We start from the raw sequence: 18,978 nt of genomic DNA on the forward strand, positions 1-18,978 counted from the left end.
GTAAGCCCCATCTGTCTGAGCCAGGTACGCATCAGCGTACATGGCGAGTTATGGGGCGCCCTGCACGGCAGAAGACTCAGGCGCTTAGTATGACCCGGTGAAACGACCGCACCAGGTACGACCATGCAGCCGCCCCTCCGGCAGTCCGTCCGTCCCTCCCTCCATCCATCCCCACCCACAAAAAAAAGAGCCCAAAAAAGGCCCAAAAACGAGGAGTGCCCCGGTAGTGGCTTACCGGGGCGATTATTATGAAAAAAATTGTATGTGTAATGATACAGATACACACCATTACAGCGTCTTTCGTAACGTTCTTTCGAACTATCCCTATACTACCAGACAAATATGAACAAACAATGAACATCTCGTAAACAATTAGCGCATTTGCACAATTTTTTTCAAAACACCCTCCCACAATTTATAAAAACACCACATTCACAAACAAAACCCAAACCCTAAACATTGTACATATTGTACATCTCAACCAAACAAACCAACAACAACCCCAACAAAAGAGCCACAACCCTCACCCTCTAACTCAAACTCCATCTAAAACATCATCAAAAACACCAGCCATCACAAACCATCACCGCCGTGAAAGCATCCCCTTAATAAACTCAATCGCCTTCTCAAAAATATTCTTCACATCAGACTTCGTAACACCCATATCCTTCAAAGTACTATAAGCATCACTCACATACCCCTTGATCTGATCATCACTCATCTCGATCCCACGGAACTTACTGATAATATTAACCAGCGAACTCTTATCATCCTCATTAAGACTCACCCCAAAATGATCCGCAGCCTCATCGATTCCCTGAGAAATCTCATCATCCGTGATCTGGTTAGAATCAAAAAGCCCCTTCACATAAACAATGATATCCCCAACCTTATCCGGATCAGAAGCAAGAGACCCAACCTCATTATCCTTCAGGATCTCCTCCGCCTGACTCATAACAGAACCAGAATCAGACGCCATAACCATCATCGGAGATGTACATGAAATAACACCCGCAATAACCAAAGCTGTAACCTTGTTCAATCTTCTCATAATATTCAACCTCCATACGGGCACCAGCCCTTATCAAAAATTGCCTTTTACTATTTTTAACTATCTTTTACTGCCTTTTTATTACCTCATCATTACCTTTTCGACGCCCCTCAGTATACCACACACCCCCACCCCTCTGTAAACCGTAATTTTCCCCATTCTCACCCACACCATTCAGACTTTATGTATATCGCAAAAAATATATTCACAATATTTTCATATTTTAAACAAACTTTCCTAACATCTCATCAGTAAAATAAAAAATGTAAATTTTTCATTACTTACTTATGTCTGACGCTTCAGACATAACCTCCTTTCTATAACAAATATATAGGTCCGGACAGGAAACCTCTCCAACATTCCCGTCCGGAAACGCAAAAAGAACCCGGAACAGCTGCCCGGGCTCTTTTTGCGTTTATCATATATTAATTTTTCTCATCATAAATACAGTTGGCAAGCATCGCAAACTGCTCCAGTGTCAGCGCCTCACCCCTGATATTCAGCGGAAGATCACACCTGTTGAACACATCCTCGATTTCCTCCTTACTCAGGGAAAAATCTCCGGAATTTCTGATCCCGTTCACAAGCGTCTTTCTCCTCTGGTTAAAAGATGCACGGATCAGACGGAACATAAGCCCCTCATCCTTCACATCCACCGGCGGCTTCTCATAACGCGTCAGCTTGATCACCGCACTTCCAACCTTCGGCCGCGGCATAAAACAGTTCGGCGGTACATTCGCAACGATCTCCGGCTTCGCATAATACTGCACAGCCAGGGAAAGCGCACCGTAATCCTTGGTACCGGGACCAACCTGCATACGGTCTGCAACCTCCTTCTGCACCATGACAGTGATCGAATCCACAGGAACATTCTTCTCAAAAAGCCCCATGATGATCGGAGTCGTAATGTAATACGGCAGATTCGCAACCACCTTCACAGGCTTACCGCCGTTTTTCTCATCTGCGATCTTTTTGATATCCGTTTTCAGGATATCGTTATTGATCACGGAAACATTATCCCAGTCCTTCAACGTATCCTTAAGGATCGGGATCAGCGAACTATCGATCTCCACAGCAGCCACCTCTCTGGCAGCCTCCGCAAGATACTGGGTCATAGTTCCGATACCCGGACCGATCTCCAGTATAAAATCATCCTTCGTGATACCCGAAGACTCAATGATCTTTTCCAGAACATGCTCGTCGATCAGAAAATTCTGACCAAACCTTTTCTGGAAAACAAAATGATACTTTTGAAGGACTTCAATGGTATATTTCGGGTTACCAAGATAAGGTCTGGCCATATTTTTTACCTCTGCTTTTTCTTATTTTCAGCTGAAATCCTTTTCAAAAAGTACCGTGTAGCCATCACGGTCCACACGCTTCTTGGAACGCTTGAACAATCCGCTCTGAGCTCTCTCCATAGCCTTATCCAGCATGGTCTTCACAGTACCGATACACATCGGCTGATCCTCCTTCTGGTTGATCCCGATCAGATTATACAGAGCAAGCATGCCCATCTGGTCGATACGGAATCCATTCTCCATGGTATAGACCTTGGCGAAATTAACAAGTTCATCGTTTGTAAATACAGGAATGTTGATCATGGATGTAAACTTCTTCGCAAGCTTCGGATATCTTGCGATCAGCTTACGCATACCGATCTTTTCATCCTCCAGGATCACGATCATTCCCTTTGTGTTTCCGGTCATAGCTTCCTCAAGCTCATCTGCTGTTTCCTGGGAAAGCTGGTTTGCATCCTCGATAACAAGGAAACCGCCGGCAAGCTTGGATACGATCTCCGGAATATCCTTTCCGTTGAGATCATCCGCAAATATATAGGCAACCTTGGAAGCCTCGATATTCAGCTCTTTACAGATTGCCGGGATCAGACTTGAGATCAGTCTCGTCTTACCTGTTTCTCTGCCACCCATAACGATCACATTTCCGGTCTGGGAGGTCTTGTCTGCTGCGCCCATCTGCACATCGCAGAGTACATCAAGCAGCTGTTCCTTCATTCCGGGAACTGTAACAAAATAGGTGAAAAGCTGTTTCTCTTCATCTGTGAGCTCTTTCTTTCTGGAAACGATCTTTGTAGGATCCTTTTCCGGATGGATCGTAGCGATAAATTTCTCAAGCTGCTCTTCCTCGCTGAGCTCCTCTTCCTCATCGTCCTCTTCCATGGCTTCATCAGAATCATCACCGATGAGACTGCTGATAAAGTCATCCTCATCCTCGTCATCCTCTTCCTGGAATTCAAAGGCGTCATCACTGTATTCTTCTTCCTCATCAAGAAGATTTTCCTCTTCCGCTGCAGCCACCGGTTCCTCATGATGAAGCTTTGCAGAAGGCTCTGCTGCCGCCTTCTGCACCTGCTCCTCAGATTCCAGTGAAGGAATCTCCGGAAGCACATCCTCTTCTTCCACCGACTTCTGTACTCCTGACGGACCATTCAGAAACTCTGCTTCTGCAGCCTGAAGATCCTCCTCAGTAACCGGCTCCTCATCTTCATCAAATACGATATCCGGAAGTCTGGTATCGGAAGTCTCCGTTACCTCTTCCTCCTGCTGAGCGGAGATCTGCGCCATGATATCCTCGATATCTGCCGCATCCGGCTCCTCCGGAACAAATTCATCAGCCGCAATATCCAGATCCTCAATACCTGCCGGCTCTTCCGTTACGTCAGACTGCTGGACATCCGGAGATTTCTCTTCCTCCGGGATATCGATTCCCTGCTGTGTAGCTGCTGCCAGAATAGTATCCTCCAGGTTGAAATCCTTATCTTTATCCTTCCCGGACCTGTCACCTACAGATGCCGCAATATCCTCGATATTTCCGAAAATTCCGGACGCATCCGGGATCTCCGCGGAACTGCTTGCATTCTCCGGGTCCACATTGATCATGGACTTCGGGATCTTCAGCTCCGGCATACGGATCGTTGCGGAAAAATCAGGCTTGCCTTCCTCATTGAGCGGAACCCCTGCAGGCTTCTCCTCACTTTCCTCATTTCCGGCAGCCTTCTCCTTCATGATCTCTGCAACACTCTGGGACAAAGACATCTCTGTAGCTTTCTCAGCCTCAGCTTCTTCCGCTTCCTGATAAGTCTCTTCTTCCTCTTTATCCTGCTGTTCCTGAGCCTGCAGCTTCATACTTCCGGATGACAGGTTCTCAACACCGGATGCCAGCGGGATCTCATCCGCTTCCTGTCCGGAAAACTCTTCCTGCTCTTCAGAAGGCTCATCCGAAGCTTCCTCACTTCCTTCTGCTGCTTCGATCTCCTCAGAATCTGTAAACTCCTCTGACGGTTCTGCTGCCGCAGCAGTCTCAGCCTCCGGCGCTTCCGCCTGTTCCGTCACATCCTCAGAGCCTGTGGAAACCTCATCCTGCTCTTCATCCTGCGCAGCTTCTTTTTCCTCCATATCCTCTTCCGCAGATTTCTTATGTCCGCCAAAGATATCACGGAATCCCTTGGAAAGCTTCTCCTGGAATGTCTCCGCACTGTTCAGATCTCGCTCATCATCTACCTGGATAGTATCTGTGACCGGTTTTGCCTCCTCATACTCGCCGGATGCTTCCTTGCTCTCCCTGATCTCCTGCGCCTTTTCCGGCGGGATCAGCTTCGGGATAAAACGCTGTTCGTATTTCTCTTTCTCTTCGCCAGTGAGAACACCCATCCGCTGTTTCAGGTCAAGGGCCTTCATCACATAAGTTCCGTCATTGAACCAAAGGATCATCTCATTGCAGAGATCCAGGCACTTCTGCTTGTCTCCTGCCTTGTAATAGAGCTTGGCCAGCTCATAGGACCAGCGCTCCGTAAATTCCTTCTCCTTATATTCCTCAAGAATACGGATCTGTTCATTCAGAGATGCATTCTTCGCTCTGGCGATCTTATATTTCAGTATATACTGGCTGTTATCATTACCTGCCACTTCTCTGTATTCATCAAAGAATTCTGTGGCTTCACTGATCTGTCCCATTTTCAGGGAAACCTCGATCAGACGGTAAAGTATGTTCTTGCCGATCGGCGCTCTGTGGTAGGCAAGAAGAAAAATTTCCTTGCTCTCTTCATAGCGCTTGTTGGCCGCGTAGATCTCGCCCACTACACAAAGGGTACGGACGTTTTTCACACGACGCCAGTCAATGCTGTCCACAATCTGCATGGCGCCTTTGTAATCCTGGGTCTCGACCAGCTTATTGATCTGTCCCAGCTTAACGCGAAACTCCTCTTTATCCAAAATATTCACCAACTTTCCATAATCAGAATCAGTTTACCATATGCATACGGGCTTGTCAAAACCCTTTAGGCATATAAACATGCCCCTTTACCACCTGAAAAACCCTGTTGATCTTGAACTGATGGCTGACAAAATCATCCAGTCCTGTACAGGTGATCAGAGTCTGTATATCGTGGATGCTTTCCAGCAGATATGTCTGCCTGCTGCTATCCAGCTCCGAAAGAACATCATCCAGCAGAAGCACCGGTGTATCCCGGATCTTTTTCTTCACCAGATAGATCTCCGAAAGCTTCAGGGAAAGGGCCGCAGTCCTCTGCTGCCCCTGGGAACCATACCTCCGGATGTCGATCCCGTTGACCTTTACGCAGAAATCATCTCTGTGCGGTCCCACGGAGGTCAGCTTCATCCGAAGATCCCGCTCCCGGTTCCTGGAAAGCTTATCCTCAAACTCCGTCGCCGTCACACTTGGCTCGTACAGGATCTCCAGCTCCTCGATCCCGCCGGTAAGACCTTTATGAAGCCCCCTTGCGATCTCGTTAAGCTCCTCCACAAAGGCTTCCCGCTTCCCGATGATCTTCTTTCCGTAATCAACCATCTGCATATCCCAGACATCCAGGGTACCTTTCAGCCCGGGGTTCATATAACAGTCTTTGAGAAGACGGTTTCTCTGGTTCACGATGTGATTGTAGCCGGCCAGCTCCGTGATATAAACACCATCCAGCTGACAAAGCTCCGAATCCAGAAAACGTCTTCTCTCTCCCGGTCCATTCTTGATAATATTAAGATCCTCCGGAGAAAAAAACACCAGATTCACCACCCCCAGCAGCTCCCTTGCCTTGCGGATCGGCAGCCCGTTGATGGCAACTCCCTTTGCTTTGTTTTTCCGGAGGTGCATGTCTATTTTGTATGAAAGATCGCCCTTCTTCACCATCATTCGGATATGGGATTCCTCATTCTCAAAGCGGATCATCTCCCGGTCCTTGCTTCCCTTGTGGGATTTGCTGGTACCTGCCAGATAAACCGCCTCCAGGATATTGGTCTTTCCCTGGGCATTGTCGCCGTAGAGAATATTGGTGCCCTGATCAAAATTCATCTCCAGCGACTCATAATTCCTGAAATTATTCAGTCTGATGGATTCAATGTACATTCCTTCACCCGATCACATAAATATCTTTTCCATCGTAGGAAATGGTATCTCCAGGATGGATCTTGCGGCCACGGCGGTTCTCCACCTCACCGTTCACCAATACCAGACCATCATTGATGGCATATTTCGCCTCAACGCCGTCCTCCACAACACCGGCCAGCTTCAGCGCCTGACCAAGCTTGATAAATTCGTCTTTAATTCTGATCTCCAATTTTTTCTCCTCTTATCTCCGGGGTATTTTCTCTGTCAGGTCGAGCTTTTCTGATCTCCTGGCGGTATTTAAAATCCCCCAAAATACAAATTTCACCGGAAGGTGGTATTTTAAATACCCCCTTCCAGCAGTTTACGCATGAAACAATTCTCAGAACACGATCGCATCCCCATGCACAATCGGTCAAAAACGGTCACACATTTTTAGTGTATCCGTTTATATCAATCCTGATATCTGCCGTCAGGCTGTACGTGCCCTACGGACACTTACATATCCTGACTGCCGAGCTCAATTCTGTTCACAGCTTCAAGCATGTGCGTCTCACACGTACACTCACATTCCCGAAGCTGCTGCGTACATCTCTTGTCCCTTATTCCTTATATTTCCCAGGTTTTATCTGGCCTGATTCTGGTTGATGTTTACAGGAAGGATCAGGTAAGTATAGTTCTCCTCATCGTCACGGATAAAGCACGGGGCCTTCGGATTTACAAGATAGATCGTCACGGTTTCATCATCAATAACACGAAGCGCATCGATCAGGAATTTCGGGTTGAAGCCGATCATGATATCCTTACCCTCTTTTTCAATATCGATCTCTTCATTCATGGAACCCATTGCAGAATCAATGCGCAGCTCCATATCATCGTCTGTGATGTTGATGATGATCGGTTTTTTATCAACCTCACGTACCAGAAGTGTGGCACGGTCGATACAATCCAGGAACTCTTTTTTGTTGATCTTCAGTTTTGTCTCATAATCACTGGAAAGCATCTGGTCAATTCTGAAATATTCTCCCTCGATCAGTCTGGAAACTACCATAGTCTGATCAAATTCAAATAAAATATGGTTTTTTGTAAAGTAAATGCTGACCTGATCATCCACTTCTCCGGAAAGGATCTTGCTGACCTCGCTTAAAGTTTTGCCCGGAACTACCACCTTACGGTCAGAATAATCTTTCTTAAGGGGCATTTTTCGGATAGAGATACGATGTCCGTCCAGAGAAACTACCTTCAGACAGTTATTTTTGATCTCAAAAAGTTCACCGGTCATAAGCTTATTGTTTTCATTTACAGCAATCGAAAAAATAGTCTGGCGGATCATTTCTTTCAGTGTGTACTGAGAGATCGTCAGCGGTTCATCCTTCTCGATCATCGGTAAATAAGCAAAATCTTCTCCTGATTTTCCAGGGATATTGAATTTTGCTTTTTCACAGGTAATGGTTGCTGCATATTTATCATCGGTCTTAATGGTAACATCATTATCCGGAAGTCGTCTGATGATTTCATAGAAGATTTTTGCATCAAGAGCAACTTTACCTTTTTCTTCAATAGTACCCTCAACGATGGTTTCAATTCCCAGCTCCATATCATTGGTGGTAAATTTGATCTGGTTTGTGGTTGCATCCATGAGAATACATTCCAGGATTGGCATTGTGGTTTTTGATGGAACTGCTTTGAGTGCGATACTTACACTTTTTAACAGACTTGATTTGGAGCAGATGATTTTCATAGTGTGTATAACTCCCTTTCTGAACAATTTGTGGTTTTTATAAATATATTTATAGAAAAAATCCGCAGTAACCGCCGTAGGGGGCCAGATTTTGTGAAAAACTCCCGCAGGCCTGATGTTTTCAGGGGTTTTCCGTTGGGATAACTTTGTGTAAAAGTGGTATTTTCGCATGTGAATAACCCGGGGATAAAATTACCGCCGCGTTTTGGCAAAAAAGTTGTACACATCTCTCCACATACAATCAACACGTTATACACCAGTAATGTGGAAAACTTCCCTAACCTTGTGGATTAATCTTCTTTTTCAATATATCAATGGTATTTTTTAAGTTATCGTCGTTCTGCAATTCGTTTTCGATCTTTTCGATACCGTGCATAACGGTGGTATGGTCACGGTTTCCGAGCGCTTTTCCGATATTTTTCAAAGGTGTGGATATGATCTCACGGCAGAGATACATGGAAACCTGGCGGGGCATGACGATCTTGGAGTTTCGTTTGTTTCCGCTTAAGTCCGCAGGTGTGACTCCGTAATGCTCTGCAACAACGGAGATGATGTATTCCGGTGTGATCACTTTTTTCTCATCCGGAGAAATAATATCCTTTAGTGCCTGCTCTGCCAGCTCCAGAGTTACTTCCTTTTTCTCAAGCTTGGCTCCGGCCATGACCTTGTTGAAGGCACCTTCCAGCTCACGGATATTGGATTTGATATTGGTAGCGATATATTTGATAACATCTTCACTGATGTTGTAGCCGTTCATTTCTTCATTTTTATGAAGGATCGCCATTCGGGTTTCGTAATCAGGCAGCGTGATATCTGCGATCAGACCCCACTCGAACCGGGAACGGAAGCGCTCTTCCAGGATTTCCATATCCTTCGGTGGTTTATCAGAGGATATGATGATCTGCTTTTTGGCACTGTGAAGACTGTTAAATGTATGGAAAAATTCCTCCTGTGTGGATTCTTTTCCTATAATAAACTGAATATCATCGACAAGAAGAACGTCGATATTTCTGTATTTTTCACGGAATTTGCTCATTGCCGTGTTATTTCCGTTTCGGATGGTTTCGATCAGCTCGTTGGTAAATTCCTCACTGGTTACATACAAAACACGGCTGTTTTCGTCGTGTTCCAGAATGAAATGAGCGATGGAATGCATAAGATGCGTCTTACCAAGACCGGCTCCGCCATAGATAAACAGTGGATTGTAGGTATCTCCCGGTGATTCGGCAACTGCAAGAGCTGCGGCCTGGGCGAATTTGTTATTACTTCCTACAACGAAGGTGTCGAAGGTGTATTTTGGATTTAAATGCGCCTCTTCGTAACGTGTATCCTGAACCTGTTTATCATAAGAAGTGTTTTTTTCTGTTTTTTTGGGGAGATCTTTTTCCAGAACGAAGCGAACCTCGCATTCTTCCATGCCTGTCAGCACACAGATAGTAACCTGGAGGGGTATTTTGTAGCGTTTACTGATGTAATTGACTCCGATCGCTGCCTGTTCAGAGGGAACAACCACTGTTATCAGCTTTCCGTCAACCTCATAAACTTTCAGCGGCTTGAGCCAGGTATTAAAAGGGACATCAGTCACCTCATATTCAGATTTGACAGTTTGTAGGATCTCCTCCCATTTTTCAATAACAGCGTCCATTTTTTCCTCCCATGAGTATTATAATAACCCCAGTCTGCGACTGGAGATAGATATCCTTTTATATATTACAATGAAAATGGGGTTTTCGCAATGGAAAATCCTTGAGATTTTGGGGAAAAGAATGTGGATAATGTGGGGAAATTACTGTGGATTAGGGTGGATTATTGTGGATAAGAGTCCTGGAGGTTTCCATAAGTCGAGAATTGGTGGAAAATGTGGAAGAATTATGTGTATAAAAAAATCCACCTTAAAAATACCGCAAATAAAGGGTTTTTTTAAAAACGATGTGAACAAACCCTCCGAAAAAGTGGATAGATTTCCGGTCAATCCACAAGTTATCCACAAGTTATCCACAAAATGTGGATAATGTTACGTAAACCATAAGCGCTTTCCACATAAGAGAAAAAAATAAATACCGTAAGGTGGGGGTATTTTATAGAACCCTTGATTTTATCGGGTTTTTTGCAATTTTTACTTGACGAAAAGGAGGTTTATTTATATAATTGAAACGATGTTCTGAATGATAAGTTATTTCATAACAATTAAAAATAGATAAAGGAGGTGCTTTACCTATGAAGATGACATTTCAGCCAAAAAAGAGATCCAGAGCTAAAGTTCACGGCTTCAGAGCTCGCATGAGCACAAAGGGCGGACGTAAAGTATTAGCTGCAAGAAGATTAAAAGGAAGAAAACAGTTATCAGCATAAGCTGCAAGACCGCATTTATGTGGTCTTTTCTTCTATCCGGAGAAATATCCGCGCAGGCGGAATCTAATTAAGGAGGATTCGTTTGATCAGATCAGAGTCCTTAAAGAAAAATCAAGATTTTAAAGTTGTATATCAGAACGGAACATCGTACGCAAATCGGCTTCTGGTGATGTACGTGCTGAAGAATCAGCACATGAAGAATCGTCTGGGAATATCAGTAAGCAAAAAAGTAGGGAACAGTGTGGTTCGCCACAGACTCACCAGATTGATCAGAGAAAGCTATCGTCTCAACGAAACAGATTTTGACAGTAACCTTGATATTGTAGTAGTAGCGAGAGCCGCAGCCAAGGGCAAGAGCTTTCACGAGATCGAGAGTGCTTTTCTGCATCTTGCAAGAAAGCATCATATAACAGGGAATGAACATGATAAAGAAATTTCTGATTAAGATGATAAGGCTCTATCAAAAATATATATCGCCGATGAAGAGAACGAAATGTCCTTATATTCCCACATGTTCTCAATATGGTTTGGAAGCAATCGAAAAATATGGCGCATTTAAGGGCAGTCTTCTTGCGGCATGGAGGATATTGCGATGCAATCCTTTTTCCCATGGAGGCTATGACCCTGTGCCATGAATTATTTTGTGACTGTTCAGCCTTTTCCCGGGCAGAGCAGTTATCGGAATTTGTAACTGTTCAGTACCTCCGCAGTTAGTGGACGAATGAATAGTTACCGGACTTTTACAATTGAATAAGAAGTCTAGGAGGAAATGAATTTGGAACTGTTTTTAGCAACAAAAACCGGAACTCCTATTATCGGACAGATCGCGTCTGTGATGGGATGGATCATGGATGGCATATATAAGATGCTTGACGGCCTGTTCGGAATCCAGAACATTGGTCTTTGTATCATTATCTTCAGTATTCTTATCTTTGCCTTTATGACACCGCTGCAGATCAAGCAGCAGAAATTCTCCAAGTTAAGCGCGATCATGCAGCCTGAGATCCAGAAGATCCAGAAGAAATATCAGGGTAAAAAGGATCAGGCTTCCATGATGAAAATGAACGAAGAAACCCAGGCTGTTTATCAGAAATATGGTGTTTCTCCAACCGGTAGCTGTGTACAGTTAGCCATTCAGATGCCTATTCTGTTTGCTCTGTATCAGGTTATCTACCGGATTCCTGCTTACGTTGGAAGTGTAAAGAACATTTTTACTGGTGTAGTTGACAACCTGCTAGCTGTAAACGGATACACAGATATCCTGCAGCAGTTTATCACAGACCATTCCATGACACGAGTGCGTCTCGTTATGGACAGTGCCGGAAATGCTACAAGTAACTCGATTGTTGATTTTCTGTATGCACTTTCTCCTTCCCAGTGGAAAGAGCTGGCACAGATGAATCAGTTTTCAGGATTTTCTGATGCGATCACAAAAGCATCCGGCAATATTTCCAAGATGCAGGGCTTCTGTGGACTGAATATCGCAGACCAGCCGCTGTACTATATCATGGAATTCTTCAAAAATCATGGTTCTCTGTTACTTGCGATCGTAGCACTTCTGATCCCGGTTCTTGCGTGGGCAACTCAGATGCTGAACCTGAAGCTTATGCCACAGGCTGCAACACAGCCGGCAGACGGAAATGATCAGGCCAGCGCAATGGCAAACTCCATGAAAACCATGAACATGGTCATGCCTCTGATGTCTGCATTCTTCTGTTTTACATTCCCGGTTGGTCTTGGTATCTACTGGATCGCCAGTGCTGTCGTTCGAAGTGCCCAGCAGTTTGCGATCAATCGTCATCTTGATAAGATGAACATTGATGATCTGGTTAATGAGAATATGAAGAAGATCGAAGCGAAGCGTGCGAAGGAAGGACTTCCGCCGCAGAAGATCACCAATCAGGCTCATCAGTCCGCCAAGAATATCAATAAACCTGTGATCAATAAGGGCAACAGCGGAAACAATGGTGCTTCAGACAGAGCACAGAAGGTTGATACTGCTTATGAGAAGGCAAGAAGTGCAAAACCGGGCAGCATCACAGCTAAAGCAAATCTCGTAAGAGACTTTGATGAGAGAAATAGGAAGAAATAATCAGGAACGGAGGGGTTCGTAATGGAGGATTACATTCAGTTTTCAGCAAAAACAAAGAATGAAGCTATCACAAAAGCGTGTCTTGAGCTTGGAACTTCCAGTGACCAGCTTGATATTCAGGTTATCAGTGAAGGCAGCTCCGGATTCTTCGGAATCGGCAGCAAACCTGCCGTGATCAAAGTTCGCAGAATCGAGCCAGTTTCTGATATGCAGGAGATCGATGAACTGGTAGAGTCCGTGAAACTGGACGCTATCAAAGAAGAGAAGAAATTAGAAAAGCCTTTTACTCCGGATGTAAAGAAAGAATCTGCACCGAAAGCAGCTCCTGCAGAGGAGAAGAAGCCGGTGAAGAAAGAAGCTGTACAGGTGGAGAAGGCATCCGAAGAAGCACCTGCAAAGGCAGCAGCACCAAAGGAAAGACCTGCAAGGGATTTCCAGGGCAAAGCAAAGCCTGCACGTGAGAAACAGCCAAGAGCTCCAAAGGAGCGTCAGCCGAAGGAAACACGTGAGAGAGCTCCGAAGCAGGGCAGACCGATAGAGATCCTCAGCGATCCGGAGAAGATCAGAGAGGTTGAGGAGAGAGCAGTCGTATTTCTTCGTGACGTATTCGGCTCCATGGATCTTGGAGAAGTGGAGATCACATCGAAATACAACACTGCAGACGGCTCTCTGGATGTGGATTTTGAAGGTGAGGATATGGGTATCCTCATCGGAAAAAGAGGCCAGACACTGGATTCTCTTCAGTATCTGACAAGCCTTGTGGTAAACAAAGGCGAGTCTACCTACATTCGTGTAAAACTCGATACCGAGGACTACAGACGCCGTCGTAAGGAAACTCTGGAGAACCTTGCAAGAGGAATCGCCTTCAAGGTAAAGAAAACCAGAAAACCGGTAGTTCTGGAACCGATGAATCCGTACGAAAGAAGGATCATCCATGCATCTCTGCAGGGCAACCGCTATGTAGAGACAGTCAGTGAGGGAGAAGAACCTTACAGACATGTAGTAGTAAAACTGAAACGCAATAATTGATGATCCACCGGTAAAGCTATAAGCCGTATCCCGGAGCGTAAGCTCCGTGGGTACGGCTTTTTTGTATGGAACTGAAAATTATCATTGCAATCTCCGTAACAATTCTTTATAATCATTGAAGAGCAAATAACAAAAGATATTTCTGCAGCGGACATCCGGAATGCAGAGATTAGAGCGTATTTGAAAAATCATTCCCGCAATCTGCACGCCCCACTTTGCGGTATATTTTGCCCGAATTCAGTTGCCGTAGCCCGCTACGGCGCCTTCATCCGGACAAAATCTCCCACAAATTGTGACGCACATCTTGCAGAAAGCCTTTTTCAAACACGCTCTAGCATTATAAATATGGAAACTGACAGAAGATGTTATTCTAGGTGAAAGCGTGAATAACACGTGTTTTTTGCGTGTAAAAAGCTTTTCCGGAGTAACATTTTTGCGTTTAACCGGATGCTTTTATCCGAATGCTTTTATCCGTTTGACAAAGGAGAGTGAAAAATGGAAGAGACAACGATTGCTGCGATTTCCACAGCCATGAGCGCATCGGGAATCGGGATCGTCAGGATCAGTGGCCCGGAGGCTTTTGAGATCGCATCCGGAGTATACCGTTCCAAGGGTGGAAAAAAATCTCTGAAAAACGTCCCAAGCCACACCATCCATTATGGATATATTTATGATAACGAAGAAATGGTAGACGAAGTGCTGGTCATGGCCATGCGCGGACCACGGACATACACAGGAGAAGATACCATAGAAATCGACTGCCACGGCGGCGTTTTAGCCATGAAAAAGGTACTGGAAACTGTGTTGAAAAACGGAGCCATTATTGCCGAGCCGGGAGAATTTACCAAGCGTGCATTCCTCAATGGAAGGATCGATCTTTCCCAGGCGGAGGCCGTTATGGACGTGATACAGTCCAAAAATGAGTACTCATTAAAGAATTCTGTAGGACAATTAAAAGGTTCAGTCCGAAAAACCGTACAGCAGATCAGAGAAAAATTACTGTACCATATAGCGTACATTGAATCGGCATTAGACGATCCGGAGCACTATGATCTGACAGGATATTCGGAAGAATTAGAACAGATCGTAGCAGAAGAAAAAGAAAAAATACAGAACCTGTTAAAAACAGCCGGAGACGGAAAGATCATACAGGAAGGTATCCGGACCGTGATCTTGGGTAAGCCGAATGCAGGGAAATCTTCTCTGCTGAACCTGCTTCTGGGAGAGGACAGAGCCATCGTGACCGATATCGCAGGAACCACCAGAGACGTACTGGAAGAGTATATCAACCTGCATGGGATCACATTAAAGATCGCTGACACAGCCGGAATCCGCCAGACAGAAGATATCGTAGAGAAAATCGGCGTATCCAAAGCCAAAGAAATGGCAGCAGACGCAGATCTGATCCTCTATGTCGTAGATTCCTCCGTACCGTTAGATGAAAACGACGAAGAAATCATAAAAATTTTGCAAGAGAAAAAGACAATTGTCCTCTACAGCAAGACAGATCTTGAATCTGCTATAGATATAGAGGATTTAAAGAGCAGAATAAACCAGCCGGTGATCCCAATCTCCGCAAAAGAAGAAACCGGGATCACAGACCTGGAAGAAAAAATCCGGGAAATGTTCTTCAGTGGGGAGATTGACTTCAATGATGAAGTCTACATCACCAATGAACGCCACAGGCAGGAGCTTTTAAAAGCACGGGAAAGTCTTTCTCTGGTAGAAAATAGCATAGAAAGCGGAATGCCGGAGGATTTTTATTCCATAGACCTGACAGATGCATACGAAAGTCTGGGACGGATTCTGGGAGAATCACTTGGGGAAGACCTTGTTAATGAGATATTTTCTAAATTTTGTATGGGGAAATAATAACCGCATGGGCTGCGGAGGCCCCGGCCGAATGGTCGCATAGATTGCGGCTCCCTGCTGTATGGCACATAGACTGTGGAAGCCCGCAGAGGGTAGATCACATTGGAATGTGAGAAAACCGCAAAGGGGCACAAGGCCGCGCCCCTCTGCACACCCCTGGGCCTTTTTTATATAGTGCGGCGATTGTGGAATGCTGAAAGATGCTAACTTGTACCTGTATGCTTCTGTACTGGCAATTCAACACTGAGCCGAAATATGGCAGACGGAAGCAGGAATAACCCCGCAGACGTGCATCGCACGTCGAGAACCTCATTACAGTTCCACTGCAACCCCCCTCGGCACAACGTTTCACATCCAATACCGAAGCATACAGACAAAAGTCAACACCGTATCACACACTACAACCCAAGAACTCCTAAAAAAAAGCCCGAGGGGTGTGCAGAGGGGCCGTGGCTTTACGGCCCCTTTGCGGTTTTCCACAGCTTCCCAAAGCAAAAAAACCAGGCCTTCTGCCAAGCAAGAAAGTAAAAATAAAACCAAAAACCAACCACACAATAAACAAAGAAAAAGAAAATCACAAAGAAAAATAAAGAAAAAGAATAAGAGAAAAAATAAGAGAAAAAATAAAGGAGAAAAAGCATGAAAAATCTGGAACAGTTTTTCGACATCATAGTAGTAGGCGCCGGCCACGCAGGCTGCGAAGCATCACTGGCATGCGCCCGCTTAGGGCTCAACACAGTCATGTTCACAGTCAGCGTAGACAGCATTGCCCTTATGCCCTGCAACCCCAATGTAGGCGGCAGCTCCAAAGGCCATCTCGTCCGTGAGCTGGATGCTCTCGGTGGGGAAATGGGTAAAAACATAGACAAAACCTTTATCCAGTCCAAAATGCTCAACCAGTCCAAAGGCCCTGCAGTTCATTCCCTTCGTGCACAGGCCGATAAACAGGCCTACAGCACAGAAATGAGAAAGACACTGGAAAATACAGAGAACTTAACCATCCGCCAGGGTGAAGTGACCGAGCTTCTGGTAGAAGACGGGCATATCACCGGTGTAAAAACCTTCTCAGGAGCCACCTACCACGCAAAAGCTGTAGTCCTCTGTACAGGAACCTACCTCAAGGCCCGCTGCATTTACGGCGACGTCAGCAACTATACAGGACCGAACGGCCTTCAGGCAGCCAATTACCTTACGGATTCCCTGAAAAAGCTGGGGATCGAAATGTTCCGCTTCAAAACAGGAACTCCGGCCAGAATCGCCGGAAACACCATTGATTATTCTAAGATGGAAGAGCAGTTCGGAGATGAAAGAGTCGTACCGTTCTCTTTTTCCACAGACCCGGAATCGGTACAGATCGAGCAGAAATCCTGCTGGCTGACCTATACAAACGAAAAAACACACGAGATCATCCGTGCAAATCTGGACAGATCCCCCCTTTATTCCGGAATGATCGAAGGAACCGGACCACGTTACTGTCCGTCCATTGAGGATAAAGTAGTTCGTTTTGCAGACAAAAAACGCCATCAGGTATTTATCGAACCGGAAGGTCTTTACACAAATGAAATGTACATCGGCGGAATGTCCAGCTCTCTGCCGGAGGATGTTCAGTACGAGATGTACCATTCCGTACCGGGTCTGGAGAACGCTAGGATTGTAAAAAATGCTTACGCTATTGAGTATGACTGCATCAATCCGCGCCAGCTCTATCCCACACTGGAATTCAAAAAGATCAAAGGCCTTTTCAGCGGCGGACAGTTTAACGGAAGCTCCGGATATGAGGAAGCAGCCGCTCAGGGCCTCATAGCGGGAATTAATGCAGCTATGGAGGTAAAAGGCCGGGAACAGCTGATTTTGGACCGCTCAGAGGCATATATTGGCGTTCTCATCGATGATCTGGTAACAAAGGAGAACCATGAGCCGTACCGAATGATGACAAGCCGTGCTGAGTACCGTCTGCTGCTCCGCCAGGACAACGCAGATCTTCGTCTTCGCAAAAAAGGCTGGGAGGTCGGCCTGATCGATGATGAGACATACCATAAATTACAGGAAAAAGAGCGCCGGATCCAGGAAGAGATCGAGAGAGTGGAACATGCAACCGTAGGTGGTTCTGCAGAGGTACAGAGCCTTCTGGAATCTCTGAACAGTACCCTTCTGAAATCCGGAACCACCATTGCAGAGCTGATCCGTCGGCCGGAGCTTAACTATAAGGTGCTTGCACCCATCGATAAAGAAAGACCGGAGCTTCCGGAAGATGTATGTGAGCAGGTAGAGATCAACATCAAATATGACGGTTACATCCGCCGCCAGATGAAGCAGGTAGAGCAGTTTAAGAAACTGGAGCAGAAAAAGCTTCCGGAAGACATTGATTACGAAGATGTAGGAAGCCTCCGCATTGAGGCACGCCAGAAGCTGGAAGCCTACAGACCGGTGTCCATCGGCCAGGCGTCCCGTATCTCCGGTGTATCCCCGGCTGACATTTCCGTGCTTCTTGTATATCTGGAAAGCAGATCCGGACATAAACACGGATAATACAACGAATAACAATAAAACACAGAAAATAAGAGAGGAAGCTGCATGTACAATTTAGAAATCCTGGAAAAAGGCTGCGAGGAGCTTGGAATCACACTCAGTGACACGCAGAAAAACCAGTTTATCCGGTTCTACGAATATCTTGTAGAAAAAAACAAAGTCATGAACCTCACCGGTATCACAGAATTTGACGAGGTTCTCGTGAAACATTTCCTGGACAGCCTCTGCTGCGTCAAGGCTGTAGATATGGGTAAGATAAAAACCGTTATGGACATCGGAACTGGCGCCGGATTCCCGGGTGTTCCCCTGAAGATCGCCTTCCCGGAGGTGGAAGCCTGCCTTCTGGACTCCCTCAATAAAAGAGTAAAATTCCTGGAAGAAACCTTTGCGCTCCTGGGCCTGGAGGGGATTTCCGCCATTCACGGAAGAGCTGAAGAATATGCAAAAAACAAAGCCTACAGAGAAAAATATGATCTCTGCGTATCCAGAGCAGTATCCGGACTTGCAACCCTGTCTGAATACTGTCTCCCGTATGTAAAAGTCGGAGGGCTTTTTGTCTCCTATAAATCCGGTTCTGTAAAGGAAGAAGCAGAAGCAGCAGAGAAAGCAGTAAAGATCCTTGGTGGAAAGATCAGGGATATTCAGTACTTTGACCTTCCGGGATCTGAGATTGGCCGCTCCCTGGTCATTATCGAGAAGGTAAAGAACACCCCAGGCAAATATCCGAGAAAAGCCGGAACACCGCTCAGAGAGCCACTGGCATAAGTTACCTCCTGTCGAACAAAGTCAAAATCTGTCCGACAGGAGATTTTTTTGTCCGGGAGTTTCACAAAATTATCACAAATTTATCCTACTTTTATCACAAATTACTTTTACACTATAATCCGATAGAGATGCCCCTGGATTTCCCCCATTCTCTGTTTCATCCAGGGGCATTTTCTATTGGTATTGAAA

General features: G+C 45.5%; 16 protein-coding genes and 2 pseudogenes. 10 read left to right on the top strand and 8 right to left on the bottom strand.

The annotated features are described in order from the left end of the window. Nucleotides 1-583: 583 nt before the first annotated feature. From GPK58_RS07890 to dnaA, 7 genes are all read right to left on the bottom strand, one after another. On the bottom strand, nt 584-1,051 hold the full coding sequence (locus GPK58_RS07890) for a DUF1002 domain-containing protein (protein WP_015526559.1): 468 nt from the start codon (nt 1,049-1,051) through the stop codon (nt 584-586). A gap of 425 nt (nt 1,052-1,476) precedes the next feature. After that, nucleotides 1,477-2,352, bottom strand: a complete 876-nt coding sequence (rsmA, locus tag GPK58_RS07895) for a 16S rRNA (adenine(1518)-N(6)/adenine(1519)-N(6))-dimethyltransferase RsmA (RefSeq protein ID WP_015526558.1) — start codon at nt 2,350-2,352, stop codon at nt 1,477-1,479. A gap of 27 nt (nt 2,353-2,379) precedes the next feature. Further along, nucleotides 2,380-5,283 (bottom strand): hypothetical protein, encoded by a 2,904-nt coding sequence (locus GPK58_RS07900; RefSeq protein WP_215638465.1) that lies wholly within the window; start codon nt 5,281-5,283, stop codon nt 2,380-2,382. Nucleotides 5,284-5,338: 55 nt separating this feature from the next. Continuing rightward, nucleotides 5,339-6,430, bottom strand: coding sequence for a DNA replication/repair protein RecF (gene recF / locus GPK58_RS07905; RefSeq protein ID WP_215638466.1), 1,092 nt, complete (start codon nt 6,428-6,430; stop codon nt 5,339-5,341). Between the two features lie 4 nt (nt 6,431-6,434). Continuing rightward, complete coding sequence (locus GPK58_RS07910; RefSeq protein WP_021650164.1) at nt 6,435-6,641, bottom strand: RNA-binding S4 domain-containing protein; 207 nt, start codon at nt 6,639-6,641, stop codon at nt 6,435-6,437. Between the two features lie 393 nt (nt 6,642-7,034). After that, nucleotides 7,035-8,150 carry a DNA polymerase III subunit beta gene (gene dnaN, locus GPK58_RS07915; protein WP_092072383.1) on the bottom strand — a complete coding sequence of 372 codons (1,116 nt, stop codon included), beginning with the start codon at nt 8,148-8,150 and terminating at the stop codon, nt 7,035-7,037. Between the two features lie 277 nt (nt 8,151-8,427). Continuing rightward, the gene (dnaA, locus tag GPK58_RS07920; protein ID WP_015526555.1) at nt 8,428-9,795 is read right to left on the bottom strand and encodes a chromosomal replication initiator protein DnaA; all 1,368 of its coding nucleotides are present in this window, start codon (nt 9,793-9,795) and stop codon (nt 8,428-8,430) included. Between the two features lie 121 nt (nt 9,796-9,916). Here dnaA and GPK58_RS07925 point away from each other — a divergent pair, with 121 nt between their 5' ends. The 6 genes from GPK58_RS07925 to jag all read left to right on the top strand — a co-directional run bounded on the left by GPK58_RS07925 (nt 9,917) and on the right by jag (nt 13,623). Next, nucleotides 9,917-10,162 carry a hypothetical protein gene (locus GPK58_RS07925; RefSeq protein WP_215638467.1) on the top strand — a complete coding sequence of 82 codons (246 nt, stop codon included), beginning with the start codon at nt 9,917-9,919 and terminating at the stop codon, nt 10,160-10,162. Between the two features lie 205 nt (nt 10,163-10,367). Continuing rightward, nucleotides 10,368-10,502: a 50S ribosomal protein L34 gene (gene rpmH, locus GPK58_RS07930; RefSeq protein WP_005423866.1), complete on the top strand. Its 135-nt coding sequence runs from the start codon at nt 10,368-10,370 to the stop codon at nt 10,500-10,502. A gap of 82 nt (nt 10,503-10,584) precedes the next feature. Next, nucleotides 10,585-10,947: a ribonuclease P protein component gene (gene rnpA, locus GPK58_RS07935; RefSeq protein WP_021650160.1), complete on the top strand. Its 363-nt coding sequence runs from the start codon at nt 10,585-10,587 to the stop codon at nt 10,945-10,947. Continuing rightward, nucleotides 10,925-11,137: a membrane protein insertion efficiency factor YidD gene (gene yidD / locus GPK58_RS07940; protein ID WP_015526553.1), complete on the top strand. Its 213-nt coding sequence runs from the start codon at nt 10,925-10,927 to the stop codon at nt 11,135-11,137. The genes rnpA and yidD overlap by 23 nt, the downstream gene beginning before the upstream one ends. A gap of 140 nt (nt 11,138-11,277) precedes the next feature. Continuing rightward, a complete protein-coding gene (gene yidC, locus GPK58_RS07945; protein WP_330627223.1) occupies nt 11,278-12,594 on the top strand; it encodes a membrane protein insertase YidC in 1,317 nt (438 codons plus the stop codon). Nucleotides 12,595-12,615: 21 nt separating this feature from the next. Continuing rightward, nucleotides 12,616-13,623: an RNA-binding cell elongation regulator Jag/EloR gene (jag, locus tag GPK58_RS07950; RefSeq protein ID WP_015526551.1), complete on the top strand. Its 1,008-nt coding sequence runs from the start codon at nt 12,616-12,618 to the stop codon at nt 13,621-13,623. 81 nt (nt 13,624-13,704) lie between these two features. Here jag and GPK58_RS13325 read toward each other — a convergent pair. Further along, nucleotides 13,705-13,926, bottom strand: a pseudogene (locus GPK58_RS13325) (DUF6783 domain-containing protein). Between GPK58_RS13325 and GPK58_RS13330 the strand changes: the two are divergent. The 4 genes and pseudogenes from GPK58_RS13330 to rsmG all read left to right on the top strand — a co-directional run. Next, nucleotides 13,864-14,001: pseudogene (locus GPK58_RS13330) on the top strand (DUF6783 domain-containing protein); the annotation flags it as partial. The pseudogenes GPK58_RS13325 and GPK58_RS13330 overlap by 63 nt on opposite strands. A gap of 117 nt (nt 14,002-14,118) precedes the next feature. Next, nucleotides 14,119-15,495 carry a tRNA uridine-5-carboxymethylaminomethyl(34) synthesis GTPase MnmE gene (gene mnmE, locus GPK58_RS07955; RefSeq protein WP_173746273.1) on the top strand — a complete coding sequence of 459 codons (1,377 nt, stop codon included), beginning with the start codon at nt 14,119-14,121 and terminating at the stop codon, nt 15,493-15,495. A gap of 639 nt (nt 15,496-16,134) precedes the next feature. Continuing rightward, nucleotides 16,135-18,024 carry a tRNA uridine-5-carboxymethylaminomethyl(34) synthesis enzyme MnmG gene (gene mnmG / locus GPK58_RS07960; RefSeq protein ID WP_015526548.1) on the top strand — a complete coding sequence of 630 codons (1,890 nt, stop codon included), beginning with the start codon at nt 16,135-16,137 and terminating at the stop codon, nt 18,022-18,024. Between the two features lie 45 nt (nt 18,025-18,069). Then, nucleotides 18,070-18,789 carry a 16S rRNA (guanine(527)-N(7))-methyltransferase RsmG gene (gene rsmG, locus GPK58_RS07965; protein ID WP_059086520.1) on the top strand — a complete coding sequence of 240 codons (720 nt, stop codon included), beginning with the start codon at nt 18,070-18,072 and terminating at the stop codon, nt 18,787-18,789. The last annotated feature ends 189 nt before the right edge of the window (nt 18,790-18,978 follow it).

It is taken from the genome of Blautia sp. MCC270, from assembly GCF_018785605.1.
Classification (GTDB): Bacteria; Bacillota; Clostridia; order Lachnospirales; family Lachnospiraceae; genus Blautia_A; species Blautia_A fusiformis.